At 68.1% G+C, this 25,400-nt stretch carries 24 protein-coding genes; 17 read left to right on the plus strand and 7 right to left on the minus strand.

What is annotated here, in order from left to right; all coding sequences use genetic code 11:
* Positions 1-30: 30 nt before the first annotated feature.
* The 6 genes from cobA to mqo form a co-directional block, all read right to left on the minus strand.
* Positions 31-1,236, minus strand: a complete 1,206-nt coding sequence (gene cobA, locus A5775_RS13110; RefSeq protein WP_067252715.1) for a uroporphyrinogen-III C-methyltransferase — start codon at positions 1,234-1,236, stop codon at positions 31-33.
* 81 nt (positions 1,237-1,317) lie between these two features.
* Positions 1,318-2,706 carry a cobyrinate a,c-diamide synthase gene (locus A5775_RS13115; RefSeq protein WP_067252717.1) on the minus strand — a complete coding sequence of 463 codons (1,389 nt, stop codon included), beginning with the start codon at positions 2,704-2,706 and terminating at the stop codon, positions 1,318-1,320.
* The gene (gene cobO, locus A5775_RS13120; protein ID WP_067252720.1) at positions 2,703-3,317 is read right to left on the minus strand and encodes a cob(I)yrinic acid a,c-diamide adenosyltransferase; all 615 of its coding nucleotides are present in this window, start codon (positions 3,315-3,317) and stop codon (positions 2,703-2,705) included. The genes A5775_RS13115 and cobO overlap by 4 nt, the downstream gene beginning before the upstream one ends.
* Positions 3,318-3,343: 26 nt before the next feature.
* Positions 3,344-5,185, minus strand: coding sequence for a magnesium chelatase subunit D family protein (locus A5775_RS13125; protein ID WP_067252722.1), 1,842 nt, complete (start codon positions 5,183-5,185; stop codon positions 3,344-3,346).
* Positions 5,182-5,652: a GNAT family N-acetyltransferase gene (locus tag A5775_RS13130; RefSeq protein ID WP_067252724.1), complete on the minus strand. Its 471-nt coding sequence runs from the start codon at positions 5,650-5,652 to the stop codon at positions 5,182-5,184. Before A5775_RS13130 ends, A5775_RS13125 begins: the two co-directional genes overlap by 4 nt.
* Before the next feature lie 49 nt (positions 5,653-5,701).
* Positions 5,702-7,201, minus strand: coding sequence for a malate dehydrogenase (quinone) (gene mqo / locus A5775_RS13135; RefSeq protein ID WP_067252727.1), 1,500 nt, complete (start codon positions 7,199-7,201; stop codon positions 5,702-5,704).
* A gap of 132 nt (positions 7,202-7,333) precedes the next feature.
* Between mqo and A5775_RS13140 the strand changes: the two genes are divergently transcribed.
* A complete protein-coding gene (locus A5775_RS13140; RefSeq protein ID WP_231995171.1) occupies positions 7,334-8,365 on the plus strand; it encodes an alpha/beta hydrolase in 1,032 nt (343 codons plus the stop codon).
* 4 nt (positions 8,366-8,369) lie between these two features.
* Complete coding sequence (mtr, locus tag A5775_RS13145; RefSeq protein WP_067252733.1) at positions 8,370-9,791, plus strand: mycothione reductase; 1,422 nt, start codon at positions 8,370-8,372, stop codon at positions 9,789-9,791.
* Here mtr and A5775_RS13150 read toward each other — a convergent pair.
* Complete coding sequence (locus A5775_RS13150) at positions 9,752-10,243, minus strand: Fur family transcriptional regulator (RefSeq protein ID WP_067252737.1); 492 nt, start codon at positions 10,241-10,243, stop codon at positions 9,752-9,754. The genes mtr and A5775_RS13150 overlap by 40 nt on opposite strands.
* Positions 10,244-10,401: 158 nt before the next feature.
* Between A5775_RS13150 and A5775_RS13155 the strand changes: the two genes are divergently transcribed.
* The 15 genes from A5775_RS13155 to hypE all read left to right on the plus strand — a co-directional run bounded on the left by A5775_RS13155 (position 10,402) and on the right by hypE (position 25,345).
* The gene (locus A5775_RS13155) at positions 10,402-11,541 is read left to right on the plus strand and encodes a HoxN/HupN/NixA family nickel/cobalt transporter (RefSeq protein ID WP_067252739.1); all 1,140 of its coding nucleotides are present in this window, start codon (positions 10,402-10,404) and stop codon (positions 11,539-11,541) included.
* 102 nt (positions 11,542-11,643) lie between these two features.
* Positions 11,644-11,979: a hydrogenase maturation nickel metallochaperone HypA gene (locus A5775_RS13160; RefSeq protein ID WP_067252742.1), complete on the plus strand. Its 336-nt coding sequence runs from the start codon at positions 11,644-11,646 to the stop codon at positions 11,977-11,979.
* Positions 11,980-12,021: 42 nt separating this feature from the next.
* Complete coding sequence (gene hypB, locus A5775_RS13165; protein ID WP_067252843.1) at positions 12,022-12,789, plus strand: hydrogenase nickel incorporation protein HypB; 768 nt, start codon at positions 12,022-12,024, stop codon at positions 12,787-12,789.
* A gap of 269 nt (positions 12,790-13,058) precedes the next feature.
* A complete protein-coding gene (locus A5775_RS13170; RefSeq protein WP_067252744.1) occupies positions 13,059-14,114 on the plus strand; it encodes a hydrogenase expression protein HypE in 1,056 nt (351 codons plus the stop codon).
* Between the two features lie 101 nt (positions 14,115-14,215).
* The gene (locus tag A5775_RS13175) at positions 14,216-16,015 is read left to right on the plus strand and encodes a nickel-dependent hydrogenase large subunit (RefSeq protein WP_067252746.1); all 1,800 of its coding nucleotides are present in this window, start codon (positions 14,216-14,218) and stop codon (positions 16,013-16,015) included.
* 1 nt (position 16,016) lies between these two features.
* Complete coding sequence (locus tag A5775_RS13180; RefSeq protein WP_067252748.1) at positions 16,017-16,910, plus strand: NifU family protein; 894 nt, start codon at positions 16,017-16,019, stop codon at positions 16,908-16,910.
* On the plus strand, positions 16,907-17,551 hold the full coding sequence (locus tag A5775_RS13185; RefSeq protein ID WP_067252750.1) for a DUF5947 family protein: 645 nt from the start codon (positions 16,907-16,909) through the stop codon (positions 17,549-17,551). The genes A5775_RS13180 and A5775_RS13185 overlap by 4 nt, the downstream gene beginning before the upstream one ends.
* Positions 17,548-18,207: a DUF6084 family protein gene (locus A5775_RS13190; RefSeq protein WP_067252753.1), complete on the plus strand. Its 660-nt coding sequence runs from the start codon at positions 17,548-17,550 to the stop codon at positions 18,205-18,207. Before A5775_RS13185 ends, A5775_RS13190 begins: the two co-directional genes overlap by 4 nt.
* Positions 18,204-19,559 (plus strand): hypothetical protein, encoded by a 1,356-nt coding sequence (locus A5775_RS13195; protein WP_067252755.1) that lies wholly within the window; start codon positions 18,204-18,206, stop codon positions 19,557-19,559. Before A5775_RS13190 ends, A5775_RS13195 begins: the two co-directional genes overlap by 4 nt.
* 124 nt (positions 19,560-19,683) lie before the next feature.
* Positions 19,684-20,181, plus strand: coding sequence for a hydrogenase maturation protease (locus A5775_RS13200; protein WP_067252757.1), 498 nt, complete (start codon positions 19,684-19,686; stop codon positions 20,179-20,181).
* 3 nt (positions 20,182-20,184) lie between these two features.
* Positions 20,185-20,451, plus strand: coding sequence for a HypC/HybG/HupF family hydrogenase formation chaperone (locus tag A5775_RS13205; RefSeq protein ID WP_067252759.1), 267 nt, complete (start codon positions 20,185-20,187; stop codon positions 20,449-20,451).
* Position 20,452: 1 nt separating this feature from the next.
* Positions 20,453-22,831: a carbamoyltransferase HypF gene (gene hypF / locus A5775_RS13210; protein WP_067252762.1), complete on the plus strand. Its 2,379-nt coding sequence runs from the start codon at positions 20,453-20,455 to the stop codon at positions 22,829-22,831.
* A complete protein-coding gene (locus tag A5775_RS13215) occupies positions 22,828-23,565 on the plus strand; it encodes a HypC/HybG/HupF family hydrogenase formation chaperone (protein ID WP_067252765.1) in 738 nt (245 codons plus the stop codon). Before hypF ends, A5775_RS13215 begins: the two co-directional genes overlap by 4 nt.
* Complete coding sequence (locus A5775_RS13220; protein WP_067252767.1) at positions 23,562-24,236, plus strand: SIS domain-containing protein; 675 nt, start codon at positions 23,562-23,564, stop codon at positions 24,234-24,236. The genes A5775_RS13215 and A5775_RS13220 overlap by 4 nt, the downstream gene beginning before the upstream one ends.
* The gene (gene hypE, locus A5775_RS13225; protein WP_067252769.1) at positions 24,233-25,345 is read left to right on the plus strand and encodes a hydrogenase expression/formation protein HypE; all 1,113 of its coding nucleotides are present in this window, start codon (positions 24,233-24,235) and stop codon (positions 25,343-25,345) included. Before A5775_RS13220 ends, hypE begins: the two co-directional genes overlap by 4 nt.
* The last annotated feature ends 55 nt before the right edge of the window (positions 25,346-25,400 follow it).

Raw genomic sequence — 25,400 nt, forward strand, 5'->3', positions numbered from 1 at the left:
GGGTTACCTTACAGTAATCTTAAGAACCGTTTAAACCCCGAAAGCCGCCACAGCCCCGATCACGACGATCGCGGGAGGTCGGATACCTTCGGCCCGAATCTTCTCGGGCGTGTCGGCCAGGGTGGCCCGCAAAGTATGTTGAGCGGCCGTCGTTCCATGCTGCACCACCAGTACGGGCGTATCCGCAGGTCGACCGCCCTTCAACAGGGCCTGGGCGAAGAGTTCGATGCGCTCGACCGCCATCAGCAAAACGATAGTGCCCGACAGTGCGGCCAGCGCGTCCCAATTCACTAACGATTCGGGATGCCCGGGCGGGAGATGGCCGCTGACCACGACGAATTCGTGATTGATCGCCCGATGGGTGACGGGAACGCCCGCCAATGCGGGCACACCTATGGCGCTTGTCACACCCGGCACCACCGTGACCGGGATGCCGGCGTCGGCGCACGCGAGCACCTCCTCGTAGCCGCGGGCGAACACGAAGGGGTCGCCCCCCTTGAGGCGCACCACAAAGCTTCCGGCCCGGGCGCGTTCGATCATGACGTCGTTGATGGCGTCCTGGGCCATCGCCCGCCCGTAGGGAATCTTGGCCGCGTCGATGACGTCCACGTGCGGCGGTAGTTCGGCGAGCAGTTCGGGCGGCGCGAGGCGGTCGGCGACAACGACGTCGGCCTGAGCGAGCAACCGGCGGCCGCGCACGGTGATCAGTTCCGGGTCACCGGGACCGCCGCCGATCAGCGCCACGCTGCCCTTGACGGCGTCGGAGCTCACCGGGCCTTCGGGGGTGATGACCCCGGTCTGCAATGCCTCCCGGATGGCCGAGCGGATCGCCGCCGAGCGCCGGTGCTCTCCGCCGGCCAGGACGCCGACGGACAATCCCGCGTAGCTGAACGATGCCGGCGTTACCGCGGTTCCCTCGATGGCGATGTCCGCCCGGACGCAGAAGATTTGGCGGCTTTCGGCCTCGGCGACCACGGCCTCGTTGACGCGCGGGTCATCGGTGGCCGCGATCGCGTACCAGGCCCCGTCGAGGTCGCCGCCGCGGTATTCGCGCAATGCCAGGGTGATTCCGGTCATCGCCTCGACCGACCTGGTGGCGCTGCGGGAGATGACGTGGACATCGGCGCCACTGGCGATGAGCAACGGCAGCCGGCGCTGGGCAACGGTGCCGCCGCCGACGACGACGACCTTCCTGCCGGTCAGCCGCAGGCCGACGAGGTAGGCGCTCTCAGTCACCCGGCAAGCTTAGTGGTTGTCGATGCTGGCGCCGCGCGCGTAACGCCACTGTGGGTTTGCCCAACTTTTGCCACCCTGGCGTTACATTCGCGGACGGGCGGGCCGGGCGGCGTGTGCGACGAAGCGCGCCACCGCGTCCGGCGCGGCGGCCGGATGGGTGTGCAGATACGAGGCGTGCACACCGCCGTGCACGACGCCTTCGCGCACGGGTGCGCCCCCATGGTCGGCGTCGTGGGCCCGGTAGATCCATGCCGGTTGATAGCCGTCGCTGAATGTGACTGCGGTGCGGTGGAATTCGTGCCCGACGGCCCGTTGGCCTGCGGTGTAGAGCGGGGAATCGGCGACGACGACGGCATCGCGGTAGGCCAGCGTCAGCTGCGGCGTGAACCGTGCCTGCCCGTCCAGCACGCCGCACATCGGATGGCCGTCAAGTTCGGTGGCCAAATAGATCAGTCCGGCGCACTCGGCGTGGATGGGCGCCCCGGCGGCGGCGAGTTCCTTGATCTGCCGGCGTACGACCTCGTTGGCGGACAGTTCCGCGGTGAACTGTTCGGGAAAACCGCCGGGCAACAACACCGCATCGGTGCCGTCGGGCAACGCGTCGCCGAGCGGATCGAATGCGGCGACGTCCGCGCCGGCCGCCGCCAGCAGCTCCGCGTGCTCGGCGTAGCCGAAGCTGAAGGCCTTGCCGGCCGCCACGGCCACGGTGGCGCGGTGGCGCGGCGTCTCCCCCACGGCCGTCGCCGGATCCCACGGCTGTTCCGCGACCGGGCCTCGCGCGACCGCAGCCACCGCCGCGAGGTCGACGTGGCGGGCGACCAAAGCAGTCATCGCGTCGACCGCGAGCCGGGCCCGGCGCCCGTACTCCACCGCGGTGACCAGCCCCAAATACCGTGTGGGCAGCTCTAATTCGGCGGTGCGCGGGATGGCGCCCAGCACCGGGACACCGGCCTGCTCGCACGCCTGCCGCAGCACCTGCTCATGCCGGGCCGAGCCGACCCGGTTCAGGATCACGCCGGCAACCCGGGTGGTGTTGTCGAACGTCGAAAAGCCGTGCAGCAGTGCGGCGATGCTCTGGCTTTGACCGCGTGCGTCGACGACCAGGACGACGGGCGCACCCAGCAGTCCGGCGACGTGGGCGGTCGATCCGGCGGCGGGGGTGGCGGCGGACGGCCCGATCCGCCCGTCGAACAGCCCCATCACGCCTTCGATCACGGCGATGTCCGCGCCGCCGGCGCCGTGGGCGTACAGCGGGCCGATAAGACCCTCCCCGACCAGTACCGGGTCGAGGTTGCGGCCGGGACGGCCGGCGGCGAGGCCGTGATAGCCGGGGTCGATGAAGTCCGGCCCCACCTTGAACGGCGCCACGGTGTGGCCCGCCCGCCGCAAAGCACCGATCAAACCCGTTGCCACCGTGGTTTTTCCGCTGCCGGAGGCGGACGCGGCGAGGACCACAGCGGGAACACTCACCACTCGATGCCCTTCTGCCCCTTACGCCCGGCGTCCATCGGGTGCTTGACCTTGGTCATCTCGGTGACCAGGTCCGCCGCATCGACCAACCGCTGCGGGGCATCGCGTCCGGTGATGACGACATGCTGATGACCGGGCCGCGCCGAGAGCACCTCGACCACCTCGTCGACCTCCACCCAGCCCCACTTCAGCGGATAGGTGAACTCATCGAGCACGTAGAAGTCATGGCGCTGGGCGGCCAGCCGGCGCGCGACCTCGGCCCAGCCATCGGCCGCGGCCGCCGCGTGATCGATGTCGCTGCCCGCCTTGCGCGTCCAGGACCAGCCCGCACCCATCTTGTGCCACTCGACGGGCGCACCGGCCTGGTGCTGATCGTGCACGTCGCCGAGCGCGGCGAAGGCCGCCTCCTCGCCCACCTTCCACTTGGCGCTCTTGACGAACTGGAACACCGCGACCGAGAGCCCGGCATTCCAGGCCCGCAACGCCATTCCGAACGCCGCCGTTGACTTACCCTTGCCGGCGCCGGTGTGCACCGCCAGCACCGGCGTGTGGCGGCGCGCCCGGGTGGTCAGGCCGTCATCGGGAACGTGAATCGGAACGCCTTGCGGCATAACATGTTACCTTTCTCAGGGTTTTCTCAAGCCACGTCGCGCACAGCACGCGTCAACGAATCCGCATGCAACTGCTCGAGCCGAACGGCCGGAGCACCGAGGTGGCGGGCCAGCTGCTCGGCCAAGCCCAACCGCACATAAGACGTCTCGCAGTCCACGACCACCGCGGCGGCGCCTTCGGCGACCAACCGGGCGGCCGCGGAGCGGGCGCGGCCCAACGGATCCGGTCCGGCGGTGGCCCGGCCGTCGGTGAGCACCACCACCAGGGAGCGGCGGGCCCGGTCACGCGCCTTCTCCCGGACGATCAGCTCACGCGCGGCCAGCAGGCCCTCGGCCAGTGGGGTCTTGCCGCCGGTGTCGAACCGGGCCAGTCGGCGGCCGGCGATGTACGCAGAAGAGGTCGGGGGCAACAACAATCGCGCCTCCTGGTGCCGGAAGGTGATCACGGCGACCTTGTCGCGGCGCTGATAGGCGTCGCGCAACAGCGACAGTGTGGCGCCGCTGACCGCCGCCATCCGGTCCCGCGCGGCCATCGAGCCCGAGGCGTCCACGACGAAGATCACCAGGTTGCCTTCGCGCCCCTCGCGTACGGCGCGCCGCACATCGTCAGGCCCGGGACGCAGCGGCCCCGCCCCGGCCCGCTCGGCGGCCGAAAGCAGGGTGGCGAACAGGTGCAGCCCGTGCCCGCCGCAGCTCGTGTCGTCCCCGTCGGTGGCGGCGATGACGCTGCCGCTGGCGTTGCGCGCCCGCGACCGCCGCCCCGGCGCGCCTTCCCCGACACCGGGAACCCGCAGCGCTCGGGTGCGGAAGGTTTTCGACGGCGGTGCGCTGGGCCTCGCCTTCGGTGGCTGCACCGCGGAGGTATCTCCCGAATTCTGTTGCGGCGCATCCTGTTCAGTTCCTGACGATTGACCACCGCCGGGTGGGTCGGGCTCCGGGTCCGGGTCGGCGCCGGCCCGCGCCAGGGCCTCGTCCAGCTGGTCGCGGTCGATGCCCGGGTCGTCGAAGGGATCGCGGCGGCGCCGATGAGGCAGCGCCAGCTCGGCGGCCACCCGGATGTCCTGTTCCTCGACGGTGGGCGCGCCACGCCAGGCGGCGTGCGCGACGGCGGTGCGGGCCACCACCAGATCCGCGCGCATGCCGTCGACGTCGAACGCCGCGCACAACGCCGCGATGCGTCGTAACTCGTTGTCGGGCAACACCACATCGTCGACAAGGGAGCGCGCCGTGGCGATGCGCCGTGCCAGCTCGGCATCAGCGCCGGCATAACGCTCGGCGAAACCGTCCGGGTCGGCCTCGTAAGCCATCCGTTGCCGGATGACCTGCACCCGCACGTCGACGTCGCGTGAGGCGTGCACGTCGACGGTGAGCCCGAACCGGTCCAGCAGCTGCGGACGCAGTTCGCCCTCTTCGGGATTCATCGTGCCGATCAACACGAACCGCGCCTCATGCGAATGCGAGATGCCGTCGCGTTCGATGTGCACCCGCCCCATCGCCGCGGCGTCGAGCAGCACATCGACGAGATGATCGTGCAGCAGGTTGACCTCGTCGACGTAGAGCACTCCGCCGTGCGCGCGGGCCAACAGTCCCGGCGAAAACGCATGCTCGCCGTCGCGCAGCACCCGTTGCAGATCCAGTGAACCGATCACCCGGTCTTCGGTTGCCCCGAGCGGCATTTCGACCAGGCCGGAGTCGCTGCCGGTCGCGGCGGACAGCAACGCCGCCAGGCCGCGCACGGCCGTCGACTTGGCGGTGCCCTTCTCGCCGCGGATGAGCGCGCCGCCGATCTCGGGGCGCACGGCGCACAACAGCAGGGCAAGCCGCAGCTGGTCGTGCCCGACGATGGCGCTGAACGGGTAGGCCCTCACGGCTGGGCCGCCAGACCGGAGCCGGGCCGCAGCATGGGCACGTGCGGGACGCCGTCGTCGAGGAAATCGTCGCCGTCGCGCACGAATCCGTGCTGGGCGTACATGTCCGCCAAATAGGTCTGCGCGTTGATCCGGCACGGGTAGTCGCCCACCTCGGCCAGGGCGGCGCGCAGCAGCCGGGTGGTGTGGCCCTGCCCGCGGGCGCTGCGTTTGGTGCACAGCCGCCCGATGCGGAATGCCTTCTCGCCTCCGGCGTGCTCCTCCATCAGGCGCAGCGTGCAGATCACCTCGCCGTCGGCGGTTTCCAGCCAGAAGTGCCGGGTTTCGGCGAGCAGGTCACGGCCGTCCAACTCCGGATACGGGATCGCCTGTTCGACGACGAACACCTCCACCCTCAGCTTGAGCAGCTCGTAAAGTGTCCGGGCATCAAGGTCTTTGGCCCAGATACGCCGCAGTGCTTCGCTCAATTGCGCCGCTCCTCCTCATCGCTCCGCTCTGCATCGTCGCCGCCGCGTCTCAATTGCGCCGCTCCTCCTCATCGCTCCGCTCTACATCGTCGCCCAACCCCAATACTTTCGTCCCCCACGAAAAAACCTCGTCGTAGAGCGCCGGCTCATTCGACAGCGTCGCCCCCAGCGACGGAACCATCTCTTTGAGCGCGGGCAGCCACGCCTGAAAACGGTTGGCAAAGCACCGTTCCAAGACATCGAGCATGATCGGTACCGCGGTCGACGCCCCCGGCGAGCCGCCGAGCAGGCCCGCGATGCTTCCATCGGCAGCCCCCACCACCGCGGTGTCGAAGTCGAGTACCCCGCCTTTGCGTTTGTCGCGCCGGATCACCTGCACGCGCTGGCCGGCCTCCGTCAACTCCCAGTCGGAACCCACTGCGGTGGGCGCGAATTCGCGCAACACGCGCAGCCGGTCCGGTTCGGAGAGCCTCAGCTGGCCGAGTAGATATTTGACCAGCGTGAGCTGGGTGGCGCCGACACCGACCAGCGAGGCCAGGTTGTGGGGCTTCACCGAGCGGGGCAGATCGGTAAAGTGCCCGTGTTTCAAGAACTTCGGTGACCAGCCGGCGTAGGGGCCGAACACCAGCCACGGCTTGCCGTGGACATAGCGCAGGTCCAGATGCAGCGCCCCCAGGGGCGGGGCCCCGGGCGCGGGCGCCCCGTACACCTTGGCCCGGTGTGCGGCGGTGAGCGCCGGGTTGTCGGCGCGCAGGAACCGGCCGCCGATCGGGAACCCCGCGAAACCCTTGACCTCGCCGATGCCGGCCTTCTGCAGCAGCGGCAGCGCGCCACCACCGGCACCGACAAACACGAATTTGGCGTCACACCGGCGCTTTTCGCCGTTGTGACGATTGCGGATTAGCAGCGTCCAGCCGCCGTCGGACCGCCGGTTCAGGTTGCGGACCTCGTGTCCGAACAGGGCCGTCGCGCCGCTGCGCACGCAGAACCCGACCAGCTGTCGCGACAGCGCACCGAAGTCGACATCGGTGCCGTGGGCCGCCCAGTTCAGCGCGGTCGGCGTGGAGAAGTCGCGTTTGGCGGCCATGAACGGCAACCGGCGCGCGAACTCGTCAGCATCCTCGATCAATTCGATCCCGGCGAACAGCGGGTTGGCGGCCAGGGCCTGCCGGCGTCGCCGCAGATACTCGACACCCTGCGCCCCGCGCACGAAACTCGCGTGCGGGACGCGGGTCACGAAGCGCCGATCGGTCAGGATGCCGTTCTCGACGGCGTAAGCCCAGAACTGGCGGGTCACCTGGAACTGCTCATTGACGCGCACCGCTTTGCCGATGTCGATCGAGCCGTCAGCGCGCCGCGGGGTGTAGTTGAGCTCGCACAACGCCGAATGCCCGGTGCCCGCGTTGTTCCAGGGACTGCTGCTTTCGGCGGCGACGCCATCGAGACGCTCGACGAAGGTCAGCGACCAATCCGGCTGCAGCCGGCGCAGCAACGCACCCAGCGTCGCGCTCATGATGCCCGCGCCCACCAGCACGACGTCCGTCCGCATGGCTGTGGCTAGCGATGACACCGGGTTGCTGGTCCTTCCCTCGACTGGGCCGATCCCCAGGTTATCCCGAGGCCAAGCGGGCGCGAACGGCGCGCGGCTCCCCGTGCCCAGCAAAAGCTCTAAGCTTGCCTCGTGACTGGCTGGGTGCCCGATGTCCTACCCGGATATTGGCAGCGCACCGTCGCGTTGGGCTCCGATCCCGCCGGCGAGGGCGACATCGTCGCGACGCTGATCCGGCGCGGGGCCGAACCGGCACCGGACGGCGGCCAGCCGCGTCCAGCCGGGCGGGCGGTGCTGGCGGTCCACGGCTACACCGATTACTTCTTTCACACCGAGCTGGCCGATCACTTCGCCGCCCGCGGCTTCGCCTTTTACGCGCTGGACCTTCACAAGTGCGGCCGGTCGCGGCGTGACGGCCAAACCCCGCACTTCATCACCGACCTCGCCAACTACGACACCGAACTCGAGCACGCCCTGGGCATCGTGAGCTCGCAGGCCCGCACGGTGCTGGTGTACGGGCATTCCCTGGGTGGGCTCATCGTGTCGTTGTGGCTGGATCGGTTGCGCCGCCGCAACCCAGCCGCGCACGCCAACATTGGCGGGCTGGTGCTCAACAGCCCGTTCCTGGAGCTGCCCGGCCCGGCCGTTCTGCGGCATTCCGCGACCGTGGCGGTGATCGCGGGCCTGTCCCGGGTGCGGTCCAAGGGCGTGGCCCGGCCACCCGTTGAGGGCGGCTACGGCACCACGTTGCACCGCGACTACGACGGGCAATTCGACTACAACCTGCAGTGGAAACCCGTGGGCGGCTTCCCGATCACCTTCGGCTGGCTGCACGCCATCCGGCGCGGCCAGGCCCGGTTGCACCGCGGCCTCGACGTCGGCGTGCCGAATCTGATCCTGCGGTCGGACCACAGCGTGCAGGAGACCGCGGATCCGGCGTCGATGCGGTGCGGCGACGCCGTTCTCGACGTCACCCAGATCGCCAGGTGGGCAGGCTGTGTCGGCAACCGCAGCAGCATCGTCCCGGTGGTCGATGCCAAACACGACGTGTTCTTGTCGCTGGACCGCCCGCGCGACGCCGCCTATCGGGAACTGGATCTCTGGCTGGACGAGTACCTGCCCACCAACAACAACGACACCTCGCCGTCGTTGGGAAAGGGGTGACGGGGTGGAGACCTACGACGTCGCAATCATCGGAACCGGTTCGGGCAACACCATTCTCGACGACCGCTTTGACGACAAGCGGGTGGCGATCTGCGAGCAGGGCACCTTCGGGGGCACGTGCCTGAACGTCGGGTGCATCCCGACCAAGATGTTCGTCTATGCCGCCGAGGTCGCCCAGACCATCCGGGAGGCGGCGCGTTACGGCGTCGACGCGCGCATCGAGCGGATCCGCTGGGACGACATGGTCTCGCGCGTCTTCGGCCGCATCGATCCGATCGGGGTCAGCGGTGAGGACTACCGAAATTCCGCGCCCAATATCGATGTGTACAAACAGCACACCCGGTTCGGTCCCGTCCAGGCCGACGGGCGCTACCTGTTGCGCACCGATGCCGGCGACGAGTTCACCGCCGACCAGGTGGTGATCGCGGCCGGGGCGCGGGCCGTGGTTCCCCCGGCGATCCTCGAGTCGGGTGCGACCTACCACACCAGCGACACGATCATGCGAATCCCCGAACTGCCGGAGCATTTGGTGATCGTCGGAGGCGGCTTCGTAGCCGCCGAATTCGCCCACATCTTCTCCTGTTTGGGCTCGCGGGTCACAATGGTGGTCCGGGGCTCGATCCTGCTGCGGCATTGCGACGACGTCCTCTGCGAACGCTTCACCCGCATCGCGGCGAACAAATGGGAGCTGCACACCCACCGCAACGTCGTGGGCGTCACCGACCGCGGCTCGGGCGTCGCGCTGCGCCTCGACGACGGTCGCACCGTGAACGCCGACGCGCTGCTGGTGGCGACCGGCCGCGTGCCCAACGGCGATCTGCTCGACGCCGAACAGGCCGGCGTCACCGTCGAGGACGGCCGCGTCGTCGTCGACGAATACCAGCGGACCACCGCCCCCGGCGTTTTCGCACTCGGCGACGTCTCGTCGCCGTATCAGCTCAAGCACGTCGCCAACCACGAGGCGCGCGTCGTGCGACACAATCTGCTCCGCGACTGGGACGACACCGAAGCGATGGCCGTCACCGACCATCGCTACGTGCCGTCCGCGGTGTTCACCGATCCCCAGATATCCTGCGTCGGTCTGACCGAAAACCAGGCCATCGCACAGGGTTTCAAGATTTCGGTGAAGATCCAGGACTACGGCGACGTCGCATACGGCTGGGCGTCGGAGGACACCACCGGGATCGTCAAGCTCATCGCCGAGCGCGGCACCGGGCGCCTGCTGGGCGCGCACATCATGGGTCATCAGGCCTCGTCGATCATCCAGCCGTTGATCCAGGCGATGAGCTTCGGGCTGACCGCCCCGCAGATGGCCCGCGGGCAGTACTGGATCCATCCCGCGCTGCCCGAGGTGGTGGAGAACGCGCTACTGGGCCTGCACCGACCTCAGCGGCGGCGCGGGCGGGCGACCGGTTTGTCGTCCTGACACTGGGGACACAGGCCGTGCAGCGTCAGCCCGGCCGCCTCCGACAGCGCGAAAGAACTGCCCGCGATCGCATGCTCGAGCGCCAGGCTCAGCCGGCGGGCGGGCACCTCGATGATCGTGCCGCAGTTCGTACATACCGCGTGGTGGTGCGGTGCGGTGGCCAGCCCGTAGGTGGTGACGCCGCCGTCGAGGGTCAGCGCGTGCAGCACCCCCTGATCGACCAGGGTGGTCACGGTGCGGTAGACGGTGGCGACGTCGGGCGCCTGGGCTCCCGGGGGCAGGCACTCACGCATCCGCTTGTCGATCTCGGCCACCGACAGGTGTCCGTTGACCGGTTCGAGCACCGCCAGCACCTGGATCCGTGACGCCATCCGCCGCAGCCCGCGGGCGCGCAGCAGATCGCCGATCCTCTCGGTGACCGACGGATCCAACAGTGGCGGCTTGGGCGTCACCGCTTCAGTGTCACGCCGCGGCGCCGGGATCGCCAGCTTTCGCCCCGATCAAGGCTCCACGATTCTGCGACTCACTTGCATCTGGTGCGACACGGAACTTACAGTCGTGCCGGTTGTTGCCTGCCCGATACCGCAAGGACGCCCCGGAAGGACCCCCCGTGGCCAGCACCGAGATCGACTGGCGGCCGTCATGGGCGACCAGGCTTCTCGGCGCCCTGGAGCCGGCGGAGTGGTGGCGCTCGGCCTCGATGCTGGCCGTCATCGTCGCGCTGCACCTGCTCGGCTGGGTCACCCTGGTTTTCGTCGTGGCACCGGCCCAATACAGCTTGGGCGGCAAGGCTTTTGGTGTCGGCATCGGATTGACGGCCTATGCCTTGGGCATGCGGCATGCCTTTGACGCCGACCACATCGCCGCCATCGACAACACCACCCGCAAGCTGATGAACTCTCGTCAGCGCCCGCTGGCCGTCGGCTTCTTCTTCTCGCTGGGCCACTCCACGGTGGTCTTCGGGTTGGCGCTGCTGCTGGCGTGCGGGGTGAAAACGGTCGTCGGGCCGATCAGAGACGACTCCTCGGCGCTGCACCACTACACGGGGTTGATCGGCACCAGCGTCTCCGGCGTCTTCCTGTATGCGATCGCGCTTCTCAACGTCATCGTCCTGGTCGGCATCCTGCGCGTGTTCGCCCGGATACGGCGGGGCGAATACGACCCCGAGACCGACGGGGCCGAACTGGAGCGGCAATTGCAAAGCCGCGGACTGATGAACCGGTTGCTCGGCCGCCTCACCAAGTCGATCACCAAGTCCTGGCATTGCTATCCGGTCGGGTTGTTGTTCGGCCTGGGTTTCGACACCGCCACCGAGATCGCGCTCCTGGTGCTGGCCGGCACCAGCGCCGCCGCCGGGCTGCCGTGGTACGCCATCATGTGCCTGCCGGTGCTGTTCACCGCCGGCATGTGCCTGCTGGACACCATCGACGGCTCGTTCATGAACTTCGCCTACGGCTGGGCCTTTTCCAATCCGGTGCGCAAGATCTACTACAACATCATCATCACCGCGCTGTCGGTGGCGGTCGCCCTGCTCATCGGCAGCGTCGAGCTCCTCGTCCTGTTCGCCGACCAATTCGGTTGGCGGGGCGCGTTCTGGAACTGGGTCGGCGGGCTTGACCTCAACGCCGTCGGCTACGTCGTCGTCGGCATGTTCGTCGTCACGTGGGCGGTGGCCCTGCTCGTCTGGCGCTACGGCCGCATCGAGGAGAAGTGGGGCCCCGGTGATCTCGGAGCCGAAACCCTGACCTAAGCCAGGCTCACCGAAATCCGTCTTTCGGGTGTAGAACAGTGCTCATGGGCTCCTTCGGTTCAGCCCAGCCGTCGGACGGACCCCGGACACCGGTGATCCGCGGTGCATGAGCTGTCACTGTGCGAAGCGATCGCCGGCGTGATCAGGGATCACGCCGACGGCCGGCACGTCGACGTGGTGCGCGTGCGGGTCGGCGCGCTTCGCCAGGTGGTGCCGGAGTCGTTGTCCTTCTGCTGGACGCTCGTGCGGGACGCCGAGGACATGCCGGACGCCGAACTGGAACTCGAATGCGTCAGCGCCGAAGTGACATGCCGGGCCTGCGGCCGGCAATCGGAGATCATCTCGCCGTGGTCGATCTGGTGTCCGCGGTGCGACAGTTCCGACGTCGAGGTGCTGCGCGGCAACGAATTCTTGGTGACGTCGATGGATGTCTCGTGACAAGGGGGGCGTCGTGAGGCGTCACGTCGAAAGGTGTTGAACATGGGTAGATTCCATCGGCACGACGACGGGACCGTGCACACCCATGAACACAGCGAACTGCCCCACGACCACGGCGATCACAGCCGCTACCGGACCGGCGGCCAGCGCATCGACGTGCTGGAGGCGATCTTCGCCGAGAACGACCTGCTCGCCGACGCCAACCGGGCGGCGTTCGAGAACAGCGGGGTCCGGGCCCTCAACCTGATGAGCTCTCCCGGTTCGGGCAAGACCACCGTCTTGCAGGCGACGCTCGACGAGCTCGCCGGCGAGCTCGCGATCGGGGTGATCGAGGGAGATATCGCCACCGATCTGGACGCTGCCAAGCTCACCGGCCGCGGCGCCCAGGTCTCACTGCTCAATACCAGCAACGGATTTGGCGGCGAATGCCATCTCGACGCGCCGATGATCAACCGCGCACTGGCGGGCCTCGACCTCGCCGTTCTGGACCTGGTGGTCATCGAGAACGTCGGCAATCTCGTCTGCCCGGCCGAGTTCGACGTCGGCGAGCACGCCAAAGCCATGGTCTATTCGGTGACCGAGGGCGAGGACAAGCCGCTGAAGTATCCGGTGATGTTCCGGTCGGTCGACGTGGTGCTGCTCAACAAAATCGACCTGATTCCCCATCTCGACGTGGACGTCGACGCGTACATCACCCACGTCCGCAAAGTCAATGCGGCAGCGACGATCCTGCCCGTCAGCGCGCGCACCGGTGACGGCATGGGCGCCTGGTTCGGCTGGCTGCGCCGCTTCGCCACAGCGGGCGCCTGACCGGGCGCGTCGGAACCGATTCCCCGGCCACGCGCTCCTGCGAAGCATTCGCAGGAAAACGGAGGTCTTGATGGACGGCCCGAACTGCCGAAAGACCCAGACGCCCAAGTCTTTTCGGTGTCATACCACACGTGACTACTAATCGGTAATGTCGAACCGTTGACAACGCCCGATAGCGGGAGTAGACCCAAAAAATAGCGCTGCGCAAGTGGGCCGACGGTCGACTCCGGCGGCGCAGGAGCCCCAGCCCGGCTCCGGAAAGCTGCAGCATGCCAACAGAAGCAGCAGTCAAGGCAGAACAAACTTTGATTCATGTTCTATGGATCAACGCGGGCCTCAGTTGCGATGGTGATTCGGTGGCGTTGACTGCCGCCACCCAGCCCAGCGTCGAGGAAATCGCCTTGGGGGCCCTGCCCGGACTCCCCCAGGTCGCCGTGCACTGGCCTCTGATCGACTTCGAATGCGGGCCCAATGGAGGAGCGGATGACTTCCTCGAGTGGTTCTTCAGGGCCGACCGCGGCGAGCTGGAACCCTTTGTGCTTGTGGTCGAAGGATCCATCCCGAACGAGAAGATCAAGGACGAGGGCTACTGGTGCGGGTTCGGCAACGACCCCGCCACCGGCCAGCCGATGACCACCAGCGAGTGGCTCGACCGGTTGGCGCCCAAGGCGACCGCGATCGTGGCGGTCGGGACCTGCGCCACCTACGGGGGCATCCACGCGATGGCCGGTAACCCGACCGGGGCGATGGGGGTGCCCGACTATCTGGGCTGGGACTGGACGAGCAAGGCTGGGATTCCGATCGTGTGTGTCCCCGGCTGCCCGATCCAGCCGGACAACCTGTCGGAGACCCTGACTTATCTGCTCTACATGGCGACCGGTCAGGCGCCGATGATCCCGCTCGACGATGCGCTGCGTCCACAGTGGTTGTTCGGCGCCACCGTGCACGAGGGGTGCGACCGGGCCGGCTACTACGAGCAGGGTGACTTCGCCACCGAGTACGGATCACCGAAATGCATTGTCAAACTTGGGTGTTGGGGACCCGTCGTCAAATGCAATGTGCCCAAGCGTGGATGGATGAACGGTGTCGGCGGCTGTCCCAACGTCGGCGGCATCTGCATTGGCTGCACGATGCCGGGGTTCCCCGACAAATTCATGCCGTTCATGGACGAGCCGCCGGGCGGCAAGATCTCGAGCACCGCGTCGGGGTTGTACGGAACCGTGATTCGCAGTCTGAGGGGTATCACGGAACGCACCCTCGACAAGGAGCCGCGGTGGCGCCACAACGGCGACAAACTCACCACCGGAGCGCGCCGCACCTGGTAGGTCACCTACCGGGCCGGCGCGCTCCTTCTCCACTTCGAGACGAAGAGCCGTCGCCGCATCCGCGAACGCGGACAGCAGCCAAAGCGGGAAGAAGTAGCGCGATGACAACCATTGTTCCTGAACCCACCCACGCCACCAGGGAACCCGGCCAATTGGTCGACATGGCCTGGGATCCCATCACCAGGATCGTGGGCAGCCTAGGCATCTACACCAAGATCGACTTCGAGAACAAAGAAGTCGTCGAGTGCCACAGCACCTCGTCGATCTTCCGGGGTTACTCGATTTTCATGAAGGGCAAGGATCCTCGCGACGCCCACTTCATCACCAGCCGCATCTGCGGTATCTGCGGCGACAACCACGCCACCTGTTCGTGTTACGCGCAGAACATGGCCTACGGGGTCAAGCCACCGCATCTGGGCGAGTGGATCGTGAATCTCGGCGAGGCGGCGGAATACATGTTCGACCACAACATCTTCCAGGAGAACCTGGTCGGCGTGGACTTCTGCGAGAAGATGGTCGCCGAGACCAACCCGAGCGTGCTCTCGCTGGCCGAGAAGACACCGGCACCGCATGCCGACGCCCACGGGTACAAGACGATCGCCGACATCATGCGCTCGCTCAACCCGTTCAGTGGCGAGTTCTATCGCGAAGCGCTTGTGGTCAGCCGGACGACGCGGGAAATGTTCTGCCTCATGGAGGGTCGCCACGTACACCCCTCGACGCTGTACCCCGGCGGGGTCGGCACCGTCGCGACCATCCAGTTGATGACCGACTACATGACCCGGCTGATGCGCTATGTCGAATTCATGAAGAAGGTCGTACCGATGCACGACGACCTGTTCGACTTCTTCTACGACGCGCTGCCCGGTTACGAGAACGTCGGGCTGCGCCGCACCCTGCTCGGCTGCTGGGGTTCCTTCCAGGACCCCGAGGTGTGCAACTTCGAGTACAAGGACATGGAGCGCTGGGGTAACGCGATGTTCGTCACCCCCGGCGTGGTGGTCGACGGCAAACTGGTCACCCACTCGCTGGTGGACATCAACCTCGGAATCCGGATCCTGTTGGGCAGTTCGTATTACGACGACTGGACCGACCAGGAAATGTTCGTCAAGACCGACCCGCTGGGCAACGCGGTGGACCGCCGGCACCCGTGGAACCAGCACACCAACCCGCACCCCCAGAAGCGGGACCTGGACGGTGGAAAGTACACCTGGGTGATGTCGCCACGCTGGTTCGACGGCAAGGATCACCTGGCGCTGGACACCGGCGGTGGTCCGCTGGCCCGGCTGTGGGCGACCGCCCTGGCCGGCCTGGTCGACATCGGCTACGTCCAGGCCACCGGTCAGAGCGTGAAGATCAACCTGCCCAAGACGGCCCTGAAGGGACCCGTCGAGTTGGAGTGGAAGATCCCGAAGTACGGCAGCAACACGCTCGAACGCGACCGGGCGCGCACCTACTTCCAGGCCTACGCGGCGGCCTGCGCTTTACGTTTCGCCGAGAAGGCGCTGGAAGAGATTCGTGCCGGTCGCACCAAGACCTGGGAGAAGTTCAAGGTGCCCGACGAGGGCATCGGCTGCGGCTTCACCGAGGCGGTGCGTGGCGTGCTCAGCCACCACCTGGTGATCCGGGACGGCAAGATCGCCAACTACCACCCGTACCCGCCGACCCCGTGGAACGCGAGTCCGCGCGACAGCTTCGGCACACCGGGACCGTATGAAGACGCGGTGCAGGGCCAGCCGATCTTCGAGGAGAACGGCCTGGACAATTTCAAGGGAATCGACATCATGCGCACAGTGCGCAGCTTCGATCCGTGCCTGCCGTGTGGTGTGCATATGTACCTGGGGAAGGGCAAGTCCCTGGACAGACTGCACACGCCGACCCAGTCGCCCGTCGGGGAGTGACATGGCGGATCGCCCGGACAAGTCCGCGAATGACGCGCAGTGGCGCACAGCGGGCGATCGGATCCAGACACTGCTGGATTCCTGCGCAGCGAGTGGGACCGTCGCGTATGACCGTGCGCAGCAACTGGTTCGCGAGGTAGCCGGGCTCTACGGCGCCGGACTGGAGCGGATCATGCGGATGGCCGGCGATCCCGGACCGGACGGGGGGCTGGTCGAGCGGCTGGCCACCGACGACCTGGTGGCCAGCCTGCTCCTGGTGCACGGCCTGCATCCGCACGACGTGCACCGCAGGGTCTCCGATGCGCTGGATCGGGTGCGGCCCTATCTGGGTTCGCATGGCGGGGACGTCGACCTGCTCGAGATCGCCGGCGGCGACACGGTGCGTTTGGCCTTCACCGGCAGCTGCAAGAGCTGCCCGTCCTCGGCGGTGACGCTGGAACTGGCCGTGCAGGACGCGGTGCGCGCGGCGGCGCCGGAGATCTCCTCTATCGAGGTGGTGACCCCCTCCAGCCTGATCCCGGCCGAATCACTGATGGCGCACGTCAAGTCCACTGGGCGCGCCGTCGGCTGGCACCCGATACCCGAGCTGGCCGACCTGGCGCCCGGCGAAGTGGCGGGCTTCCTGGTCGGCGCCGCAACGATGCTGGCGTGCCGGGTCGATGGACAGACGTTCGCCTATCGCGACCACTGTCCGGTATGTGACGATTCGCTCGCCGGCGCGGCGCTGCACGCAACGCTGCTGGAATGTCCGCGCTGTCACACACATTTCGACGTCGCGCGCGCGGGGGCTTCTGCCATCGAGGCTCACCTCGAGCCGTTGCCGTTGCTGGCCCGTGACGGCGTGCTCTCGGTGGCACTGCCCTCCGAACAGCACGCCATGGGAGCCAGAGCATGACGACCCCGTATGACGTACTGGCGCGCGTCACCGGCGACCGGGGCGCTCCCCAGCCGACCGGCGAGCGCTGCGAAATGTGCGCGGAGCTGATCGCTGACGAGCACCAGCACGTCGTCAATCTGACTGACCGGCAACTGATGTGCGTCTGCCGCGCCTGCTATCTGCTGTTCACCGACTCCCACGCCGAGCTGCGCTACCGCGCCGTGCCGGACCGGTATCTGTCGTTTCCCGACTTCGCGCTGGATCGCCTGGTGTGGGAGGCGCTGCAGATCCCGGTGGGAGTCGCCTTCTTCTTCACCAACTCGGTGCTGGGGCACACCGTCGCGTTCTACCCGGGACCGGCCGGGGCAACCGAGTCGGAGTTGGAGATGGATGTGTGGGACACGATTCGCAGCGCGGACGCGAGAGTGGAGCTGCTGAACGAGGACGTGGAGGCGCTGCTCGTCCGGGTTGCCGATGGCCCCGCGGATGGCGAATTGCCGGAGCCGGAAAGCTATCTCGTCCCGATCGACGCCTGCTACGAATTCGTTGGGCGATTGCGCATGCTGTGGCACGGCTTTGACGGCGGCCAGCAGGCGCGCGAATTCATCGACGGGTTCTTCGACCGGCTCGCCGCCCGCGCGGTACGGACGCCGCGATGAACGGGCAGCCGATGAATGTGAGCTTTGCCGTTCTGGACGTGACGGCCGAACCGTACGCCGTAAGCCCGGTCCTCACCGCCCGCATCGGCGTCACCAGCAGCGGCGAGGACCCGGTGCACGCCATCGCGCTGCGTTGCCAGGTCAGAATCGAACCGCTGCGGCGCTCCTACTCCGATGACGAAGCGGCCGGCGTGACGGACTTGTTCGGGGCCCGCGAACGTTGGGCGAGCACCCAGCGCACCTTCCTCTGGCAGCATTGCACCGCGATGGTGCCGGGGTTCACCGGGAGCGTGATCGCGGCGCTCCCCCTGGATTGCACCTACGACTTCGAGGTCGCCGCCGCCAAGTACCTGCACGCGCTGCGCGACGGCACGGTACCGCTTCAGTTCTTGTTCAGCGGAACGATTTTCGTCAACTCCGAGCGCGGGTTCTCGGTTCAGCAGGTGCCGTGGGACTGCGAGGACCGCTACGACATGCCGGTCGGCGTCTGGCGGGATCTGATCGCGCGGCACTATCCCAACAGCGGCTGGATCCGGCTGAGCCACGAAACCATCTCGGAGCTGGCCGCATACAAATCGGGCGGGGGAATGCTCGACTTCGACCAGGCCATCGCCTCATTGTTGGGCGCCACCGCCGACCGCGAGGTGACGCGATGACATCGAGCTGGGACCGGGCCCGCGCCGTCGCCGACGCGGTGCTCTACGAAGGCTACCTGCTCTATCCGTACCGGGGAACCTCGAGCAAGAACCAATCGCGCTGGCAGTTCGGCGTTTTGGGACCGAGCGGTGCGGCCGAGGCGGGTCTTGGTGAAGACGCCACCCTTTCCGCGGAGTTCCTGGTTGACGACGCCCAGGCGATGATTCTTGTGGTGCGGTTCCTGCAGTTACAGCACCGCAGGGCCGAGCGGGAAACGGGTCACGGCTTCGAGCCTGTCGATGAGCTCGACACCCCGGCCCGGTCGTGGCTGACCTGGGACGAAGCAGTGGAGTGCGAAATCTCCTTCGGCCCACTTGTGTTCGATGATCAACGGTGGTCGCTGCCGGTGTCGGCCGACGCGGCGACCGATGTCGAACTGCTCGACGGCGGCCGGTTGGTTCGCGAGCGAGGTGAGGTGCGTGGCGTGCTCACCGTCACCAGCGAGCCCGACGGCGACCTGCGGCGGGTCTGCGTACGGGTGGACAACACCGGAGCGGCCGCGCGCGACAAGGGCGACGCCATCGCACGATCCATGATCGGAACACACCTCATCGCCGAGGCGGTCGGCGGCCAGTTCGTCTCGCTGCTCGAGCCGCCGCAGGCCGCGGCCGACGCGGTGTCCCGGTGCCGCCAGCATCGCTGCTTCCCGGTGCTGGCCGGGCCAGCGGGCACCCACGACACGCTGCTGATCTCACCGATCATCCTCTACGACCACCCCGAGGTAGCCGAACAGAGCGACACGACGCTGTACGACTGCACCGAGATCGACGAAATCCTCACGCTGCGCGTGATGACGATGACGGACGAGGAGAAGGCGCAGGCCCGGGCGACCGACCCGCGGGCGGCGCGAATCATCGACGAATGTGACGCCATGTCGCCCGAGGCGATGGCCCGGTTGCACGGTGTGCTGCGCGATCCGCGCTCGCTGCGCGGACCTACCGATCTGGTGCCGGAGATCCCCGAGGGCGTCGACTGGTGGGATCCGCTGGCGGACACCGCCGTCCGGCCCGAGATCGATGCGGTGCTGGTGAACGGGACCCGGGTGGCCCGGGGCAGCACGGTCCGGTTGCGGCCGCGGCGCAACGCCGATGCCCAGGACATTTTCGTCGCCGGCAAGACCGCCCGTGTCACGTCGGTGCATGAGGACGTCGAGGGCAACAAGCACGTCGCCGTGGTCGTCGACGAAGACCCGGCCGCGGACCTGCACGACTGGTATGGCCGCTACCTGTACTTCTCCCCCGACGAAGTCGAACCGCTGCAATCGCAGCACAACACATCAACCCCCGAAAGGAGTTCGGCATGGAAGTCCTAGGTTGGATATTCATCGCCATCGTCGCGCTGGTGGTCGCGGTTGCATTGGCGCTCGGCGTGATATCCGTGCCCGATGCCCGCCGCTACCTCAAATTGAGGCGGATGTAGCCGACGCGGATACCACCATGTCAGCACGCATCCTGGTAGCCGGAATCGGCAATATCTTTCTGGGCGACGACGGATTCGGCTCGGAAGTGGTCCGCAACGCCGACCTGCCGCAGGACGATCCGACGGTCCAGGTCATCGACTACGGAATCAGGGGCATGCACCTGGCCTATGACCTGCTCGAGGAGTGGGACTCGCTGGTCCTCGTCGACGCCGTCCCCAGCCGCGGGCATCCGGGGACCTTGCACGTCTTTCAGGCCGATCACGAATCGCCTTCGCGGGCATTCGGTCTGGACGGTCACAGCATGGACCCGGCCGCGGTCTTCGCCAGCCTGCGGGCCCTGGGCGGACGTCCGCCCTACACCGTGGTCGTCGGCTGCGAGGCGGGCAGCGTCCAGGAGGGAATCGGCCTGACCGAACCGGTCGCCAACGCCGTCCCCCGGGCCGCACGGGCGGTCGAAGAGATCGTCGCGGCATTGCACGGCGCGCCACTACCCGCGGCAGAAGGCGGGTGCTGAAACATGTGTCTGGGCATACCGGGGCAGGTCATCGCAATGCTGGACGGTTTCGCGGGGCAGCTGGCGCTGGTCGACGTCGTCGGGGAACAGCGCAAGGTGAACATCGGCATGTTGCCGGAAGAGACGTTCGCGCCGGGTGATTGGGTGATCATCCACATGGGCTTCGCCGTGGAGAAGACGGATCGCGCCGGGGCCGAGCAGGCCATGGCCGGCTTGGAGTTGATGGGCCGGGGCCGCGGCAACCCGCCGGTCCGCCCGGAGGACGGTTGAGATGACCGACACGGCGCAAGCCCCCCCGTTGTTACGGTCGCCGGACGTGCGGCAGCGCGTCACGGTGACCGGCGTGGTGCAGGGGGTGGGCTTTCGCCCGTTCGTCCACCGGATCGCGACCGAACTGGGTCTGTCCGGATTCGTCGGGAATGACTCCGGCGCCGTCTTTGTCGAGGTGCAGGGCCGGCGCGCCCGCGTGGCGGAATTCGGCCGGCGGCTGCGCGCCGAGGCGCCGCCGCTGGCGCGGATCACCGAGGTGCGTGTGACCGAACTCAGGGCCGACCCCGCCCCCGCACCCGAATTCCGCATCGTGACAAGTCAACTGGCCGCCGGGGCGACCACCCCGATTCCGCCCGACATCGCGGTGTGCGACGACTGCGTCACCGAACTGTTCGACCCGCTCGATCGCCGCTACCGGCACCCGTTCGTGACGTGCACCAACTGCGGTCCGCGGTTCACCATCATCGAAGGGTTGCCGTACGACCGGCCGGCCACCACGATGTCGGCATTCGCCATGTGCCCACGCTGCGCCGCCGAATACCACGATCCCGCGAATCGCCGCTTCCATGCGCAACCGATCGCCTGCCCGGACTGCGGGCCGGCCCTGTGCTTCCGCTGCACCGGCGGCGACGTACGCGGATCGGATGCGGCGCTGGGCGCCACCCAGCGTGCGCTGGCCGACCGGGCCGTGGTGGCCGTCAAGGGCATCGGGGGTTACCACCTGGCCTGCGGCGTCGACGACGCGACGGCCGTCGCCGCTCTGCGGGCGCGGAAAGCGCGCGGCGCCAAGCCCTTTGCCATGCTGGTTCGTGATCTCGACGTCGCGCGCCGCTACGCCCACGTCGATGACACCGAAGCCGCCGTGCTGTCCGGTCCGGCCCGCCCGATCGTGCTGCTGAGGCGGCTCGCCCGAGACATCAGCGCACCGGTCGCCGAGGCCGTGGCGCCCGGCAGCCCGCTGCTCGGGCTGATGCTGCCGTACTCCCCCCTGCATCACCTGCTGCTGGCCCCGGTGCCCGGCATCGCCGGGCCGGTCCCCGACGCGCTCGTACTCACCAGCGCCAACCGCTCCGATGAGCCGATCTGCTTCACGGACCACGATGCCGCACACAGGCTTCCGGCGCTCTGCGACGCGGTCCTCGACCATGATCGGCGGATCCACGTGCCGTGCGACGACTCGGTGATGCGCGTCGTCAAAGACCGCGACGGGACTCACGAGCTTCCGATCCGCCGTTCCCGCGGGTATGCGCCGCTGCCGGTCGACCTGGGGCTCGCGGGGCCGGCGGTGCTGGCCGTGGGCGGGGAATTGAAGAACACCTTCTGCCTCACCGATGGCTCGCGGGCCTACCTGTCCGGCCACATCGGTGACATGGCCACCTGGGAGACGCTGCGCGCGTTCGAAGGTGCGGTGAGCCAGCTCAGCGAAATACGGGGTGCGCCCGCGCGTTTGGCCGCCGACCTGCATCCGGCCTACCACACCCGAAGCTGGGCGGAGCGCCACGCGGGGAATCGCCCGCTGGATCTGGTTCAGCACCACCACGCCCACGTGGTGTCGTTGCTGGCCGAACACGGGCGCCTCGGCGAACCCGTCGTCGGCGTCGCCTTCGACGGCACCGGTTACGGCAGTGACGAAACGATCTGGGGCGGTGAGATTCTGGCGCTCGGCACCCGAAGCCACCGTTTCGTTCGCGCCGGCCACCTGCTGGCGGTGCCGCTGCCCGGCGGCGACGCGGCGGTGCGCAATCCGTGGCGGATGGCGCTGTCCCAATTATGGCGGGCCGACATCGACTGGACCCCGGATCTAGCGCCCGTTGCGGCCGCGACCGATGACGAACTGCGCCTGGTCCGTTCGCAACTGGAGACCGGGGCGGGCTGTGTGCCGTGTTCGAGCATCGGCCGGCTGTTCGATGCGGTCGCCTCCCTGCTCGGGGTGCGGCACCGCATCGACTACGAGGGGCAGGCCGCAATCGAGCTCGAGGCGCTGGCGGAGTCTGCCGACGGCGATCCCGGACGCCCGCAGCCCTTTGTGCCGCTGGCGGTACGCCCCGACGGGGTGATCGATCCGGCGCCGATGGTGCAGACGATGGTCGCGGCGCTGTATGCCGGGACGCCGCGCGCGGTGCTGGCCGCGGCGTTCCACCAGGCGGTCGCCGAGGCCGTCGCCGACGTGGTCGCCCGCGTCGCCGGCGCCACCCGATTGGTGGGTCTCACCGGCGGCGTGTTCCAGAACGTTCTGCTGCTGCGCGCGTGCCGTGACATATTGCAGCGCAATGGGTTTGAGGTACTCACCCATCACATCGTGCCACCGAACGACGGTGGGCTGGCCCTGGGCCAGGCGGCGGTCTCGGTGCTGAAGGCGCAGGAGGAGATGACGCGATGATCACCACTACCATCGACCGCGGTCTGAGCTCCGAGTTGGCTGAAGAACTTGCCGCCACGGCATTGACGCTCGCCAAACGATTCGCCGCCGGCGCCACCATGTGGTCCATCGCGCCGTCGTGGGAACCGCACGCCATGCACATCGCCGTCGAATTCGTGCATCCGGTGATCATGGGCAAACGGGCCCTGCCCGCGGTGGCACTCACCGGACCCGACCTGGTCGATCTGGTACGGATATCGGTGCGGCCCGGCGACATCGTCGTCGCGGTCTCCGGCGCTCAGGACGCGCAGGTGCGCTCGGTGATGCGTCGCGGACCGGCCTGGGGCGCCACCACGATCTGGATCGGCAGCGGCGATCCGCCCACGGCCGCCATGGCCGATCACGTGCTCTGGCTCGACGATCCCGATCCGCGAGTGCCCGCCACCGGTGGCTTCGTGCTGTTCTACCACCTGCTGTGGGAGCTGACCCACGTCTGTTTCGAGCATTCGGGCTTGCTCAAAGCCAACCGCAGCGACGACGAGGCGGTCTGTGTGACCTGCAGCGACGAAGGCCGGCTGGGCGAAGTGGTCAGCGCCTCGGTCGACGGTCAGGCATTGGTGCGCACCGCCCGCGGAGTTGAGGACGTGATCACCACGCTCGTCGATCCGGTCGCCGCCGGCGAGCTGGTGCTGGTGCACGCCGGCACCGCGATCAGTCGCGTCGACGAAGACGAAGAGCGAGGGGGTGTTTCATGAGTCCCGCCGACGAACCCACCAACTTCTTGTACCCGTTCATCGACGCCGAAGAAGACGATCCCTCCTCGCTGCTCGCCGACCTGGCCGCGTCAGCGCAAGCCAAGGCGTCCGAAAGCCGCGCGTTGCGACACTCCACGCTGGAAGCCAACGCCGACCTGCTGGCGGAGGCCGCCGCCGCACTGGCGCGCCGGTTCGCCGCCGGCGGAAGGTTGTTCACCTTCGGAAACGGCGGCAGCTGCACCGACTCCACCACGCTGGCGGCCCTGTTCGCGCGGCCACCGCTCGGCAACCCACTGCCGGCCTGGTCGCTGACCGCCGACCAGGCGATCCTGACCGCACTGGGCAACGACGTCGGATTCGAGCTCGTGTTCGCCCGCCAGCTGATCGCCCGCGCAAAGGCCGGCGACATCGCGATCGCGATGTCGACCAGCGGCAACTCCCCCAACCTGCTGACCGCGCTGGCCGAGGCGCGCCAGCGCGGCCTCTACACCATCGGTTTCGCCGGTTACGACGGCGGCGCCTTCGCGGACAACCCACACGTGGACGCCTGCTTCGTCGTTCGTTCGCAAAGCGTGCACCGGATTCAGGAATCCCAGGCGCTGCTGGGCTACCGGTTGTGGCTGGCGGTCCACGAACATCTCGGGAGCGATCACGGTTTGGGGGCCGCATGAATCCATCAGCGGGTGACTATCTTTCGTCGGGTCCACGGTTCGCCGAAGGCGACGTGATCGAGCGGATCGAGTCGTTCCGCCGGCGCCGCCCCCGGCTGCTCGACGACCATGTGACCTTGGCGCACGGCGCGGGCGGCAAGGCATCGGCGGCGCTGGTGGACGCGGTGTTCCTGGAGGCGTTTCGCAACCCGCTGCTCGAGTCGCTGGGCGACGGCGCGGTCCTCACGCTGCCCAGCGGCGAACGCGTGGCGATGTCGACGGACTCCTTTGTGGTGCAGCCCAGGCGTTTTCCCGGCGGCTCGATCGGCGAACTCGCCGTGCACGGCACCTGCAACGACCTCGCGGTGGCCGGAGCGGTCCCGTCGTGGATCTCGGCGGCGTTCGTGATCGAGGAGGGTTTCGGCATCGCCGAGCTGAAAGAGATCGTCGCCGACATGGCCGCGGCGGCCGCGGCGGCCGGCGTGCAGATCGTCACCGGCGACACCAAGGTGGTGCCCAGGGGCGCGGCCGACGGCCTGTTCATCACCACCGCCGGAACCGGCGTCATCCCCGCGGGCCGCACGCTGTCGGCGCAGTCGGTGCGCGCCGGCGACAAGGTGCTGCTGTCGGGCTCGATGGGCGATCACGGCATGGCGGTCATGCTCGCCCGCGGCGATCTGGCCATCGAGGCCGACATCGCCTCCGACACCGCGTCGGTGAGCCCGTTGGTGGAGTTGCTGATGGCGGCCGCACCGTCCACCCGGTGGCTGCGTGATGCGACGCGGGGCGGGGTGGGCACGGTGTGCAACGAGCTGGCCCAGGCCTGTGGCCTCGGGGTGCTGCTCAAAGAGGAGCGACTTCCGGTGGCGCCCATGGTCAATGGCGCCTGCGAGTTGCTCGGCATCGACCCGCTCTACGTCGCCAATGAAGGCAAGTTCGTCGCCGTCGTCGCACCGGACGAGGCACAGGCGGGGCTGGACGCGTTGCGATCCCATCCGTTGGGCGCGGAGGCGGCCGAGGTCGGGGAGATCGTCACCGAACCCGCCGAAAGCGTGGTACTGCGCACGGGATTCGGCGGCACCCGGATCGTCGACATGCTCGTCGGGGATCCCCTGCCGAGGATCTGCTGACGTGACGATCGCAAGCGCGGCGAAGCCGGGCACAGCGGGTCGCCACGAGAAAGGA

Origin of the sequence: Mycobacterium sp. 852002-10029_SCH5224772 (assembly GCF_001667315.1) — a bacterium.
Taxonomy (GTDB): domain Bacteria; phylum Actinomycetota; class Actinomycetes; order Mycobacteriales; family Mycobacteriaceae; genus Mycobacterium.

What these genes read in the sequence shown, in the direction of transcription:
- cobO (WP_067252720.1), bottom strand. Translation starts at nt 3,317, where the DNA reads ATGCCGCAAGGCGTTCCGATTCACGTTCCCGATGACGGCCTGACCACC.
- mqo (WP_067252727.1), bottom strand. Translation starts at nt 7,201, where the DNA reads ATGCGGACGGACGTCGTGCTGGTGGGCGCGGGCATCATGAGCGCGACG.
- hypB (WP_067252843.1), top strand. Translation starts at nt 12,022, where the DNA reads ATGGGTAGATTCCATCGGCACGACGACGGGACCGTGCACACCCATGAA.
- A5775_RS13170 (WP_067252744.1), top strand. Translation starts at nt 13,059, where the DNA reads ATGCCAACAGAAGCAGCAGTCAAGGCAGAACAAACTTTGATTCATGTT.
- A5775_RS13175 (WP_067252746.1), top strand. Translation starts at nt 14,216, where the DNA reads ATGACAACCATTGTTCCTGAACCCACCCACGCCACCAGGGAACCCGGC.
- A5775_RS13180 (WP_067252748.1), top strand. Translation starts at nt 16,017, where the DNA reads ATGGCGGATCGCCCGGACAAGTCCGCGAATGACGCGCAGTGGCGCACA.
- A5775_RS13185 (WP_067252750.1), top strand. Translation starts at nt 16,907, where the DNA reads ATGACGACCCCGTATGACGTACTGGCGCGCGTCACCGGCGACCGGGGC.
- A5775_RS13190 (WP_067252753.1), top strand. Translation starts at nt 17,548, where the DNA reads ATGAACGGGCAGCCGATGAATGTGAGCTTTGCCGTTCTGGACGTGACG.
- A5775_RS13195 (WP_067252755.1), top strand. Translation starts at nt 18,204, where the DNA reads ATGACATCGAGCTGGGACCGGGCCCGCGCCGTCGCCGACGCGGTGCTC.
- A5775_RS13200 (WP_067252757.1), top strand. Translation starts at nt 19,684, where the DNA reads ATGTCAGCACGCATCCTGGTAGCCGGAATCGGCAATATCTTTCTGGGC.
- A5775_RS13205 (WP_067252759.1), top strand. Translation starts at nt 20,185, where the DNA reads ATGTGTCTGGGCATACCGGGGCAGGTCATCGCAATGCTGGACGGTTTC.
- hypF (WP_067252762.1), top strand. Translation starts at nt 20,453, where the DNA reads ATGACCGACACGGCGCAAGCCCCCCCGTTGTTACGGTCGCCGGACGTG.
- A5775_RS13215 (WP_067252765.1), top strand. Translation starts at nt 22,828, where the DNA reads ATGATCACCACTACCATCGACCGCGGTCTGAGCTCCGAGTTGGCTGAA.
- A5775_RS13220 (WP_067252767.1), top strand. Translation starts at nt 23,562, where the DNA reads ATGAGTCCCGCCGACGAACCCACCAACTTCTTGTACCCGTTCATCGAC.
- hypE (WP_067252769.1), top strand. Translation starts at nt 24,233, where the DNA reads ATGAATCCATCAGCGGGTGACTATCTTTCGTCGGGTCCACGGTTCGCC.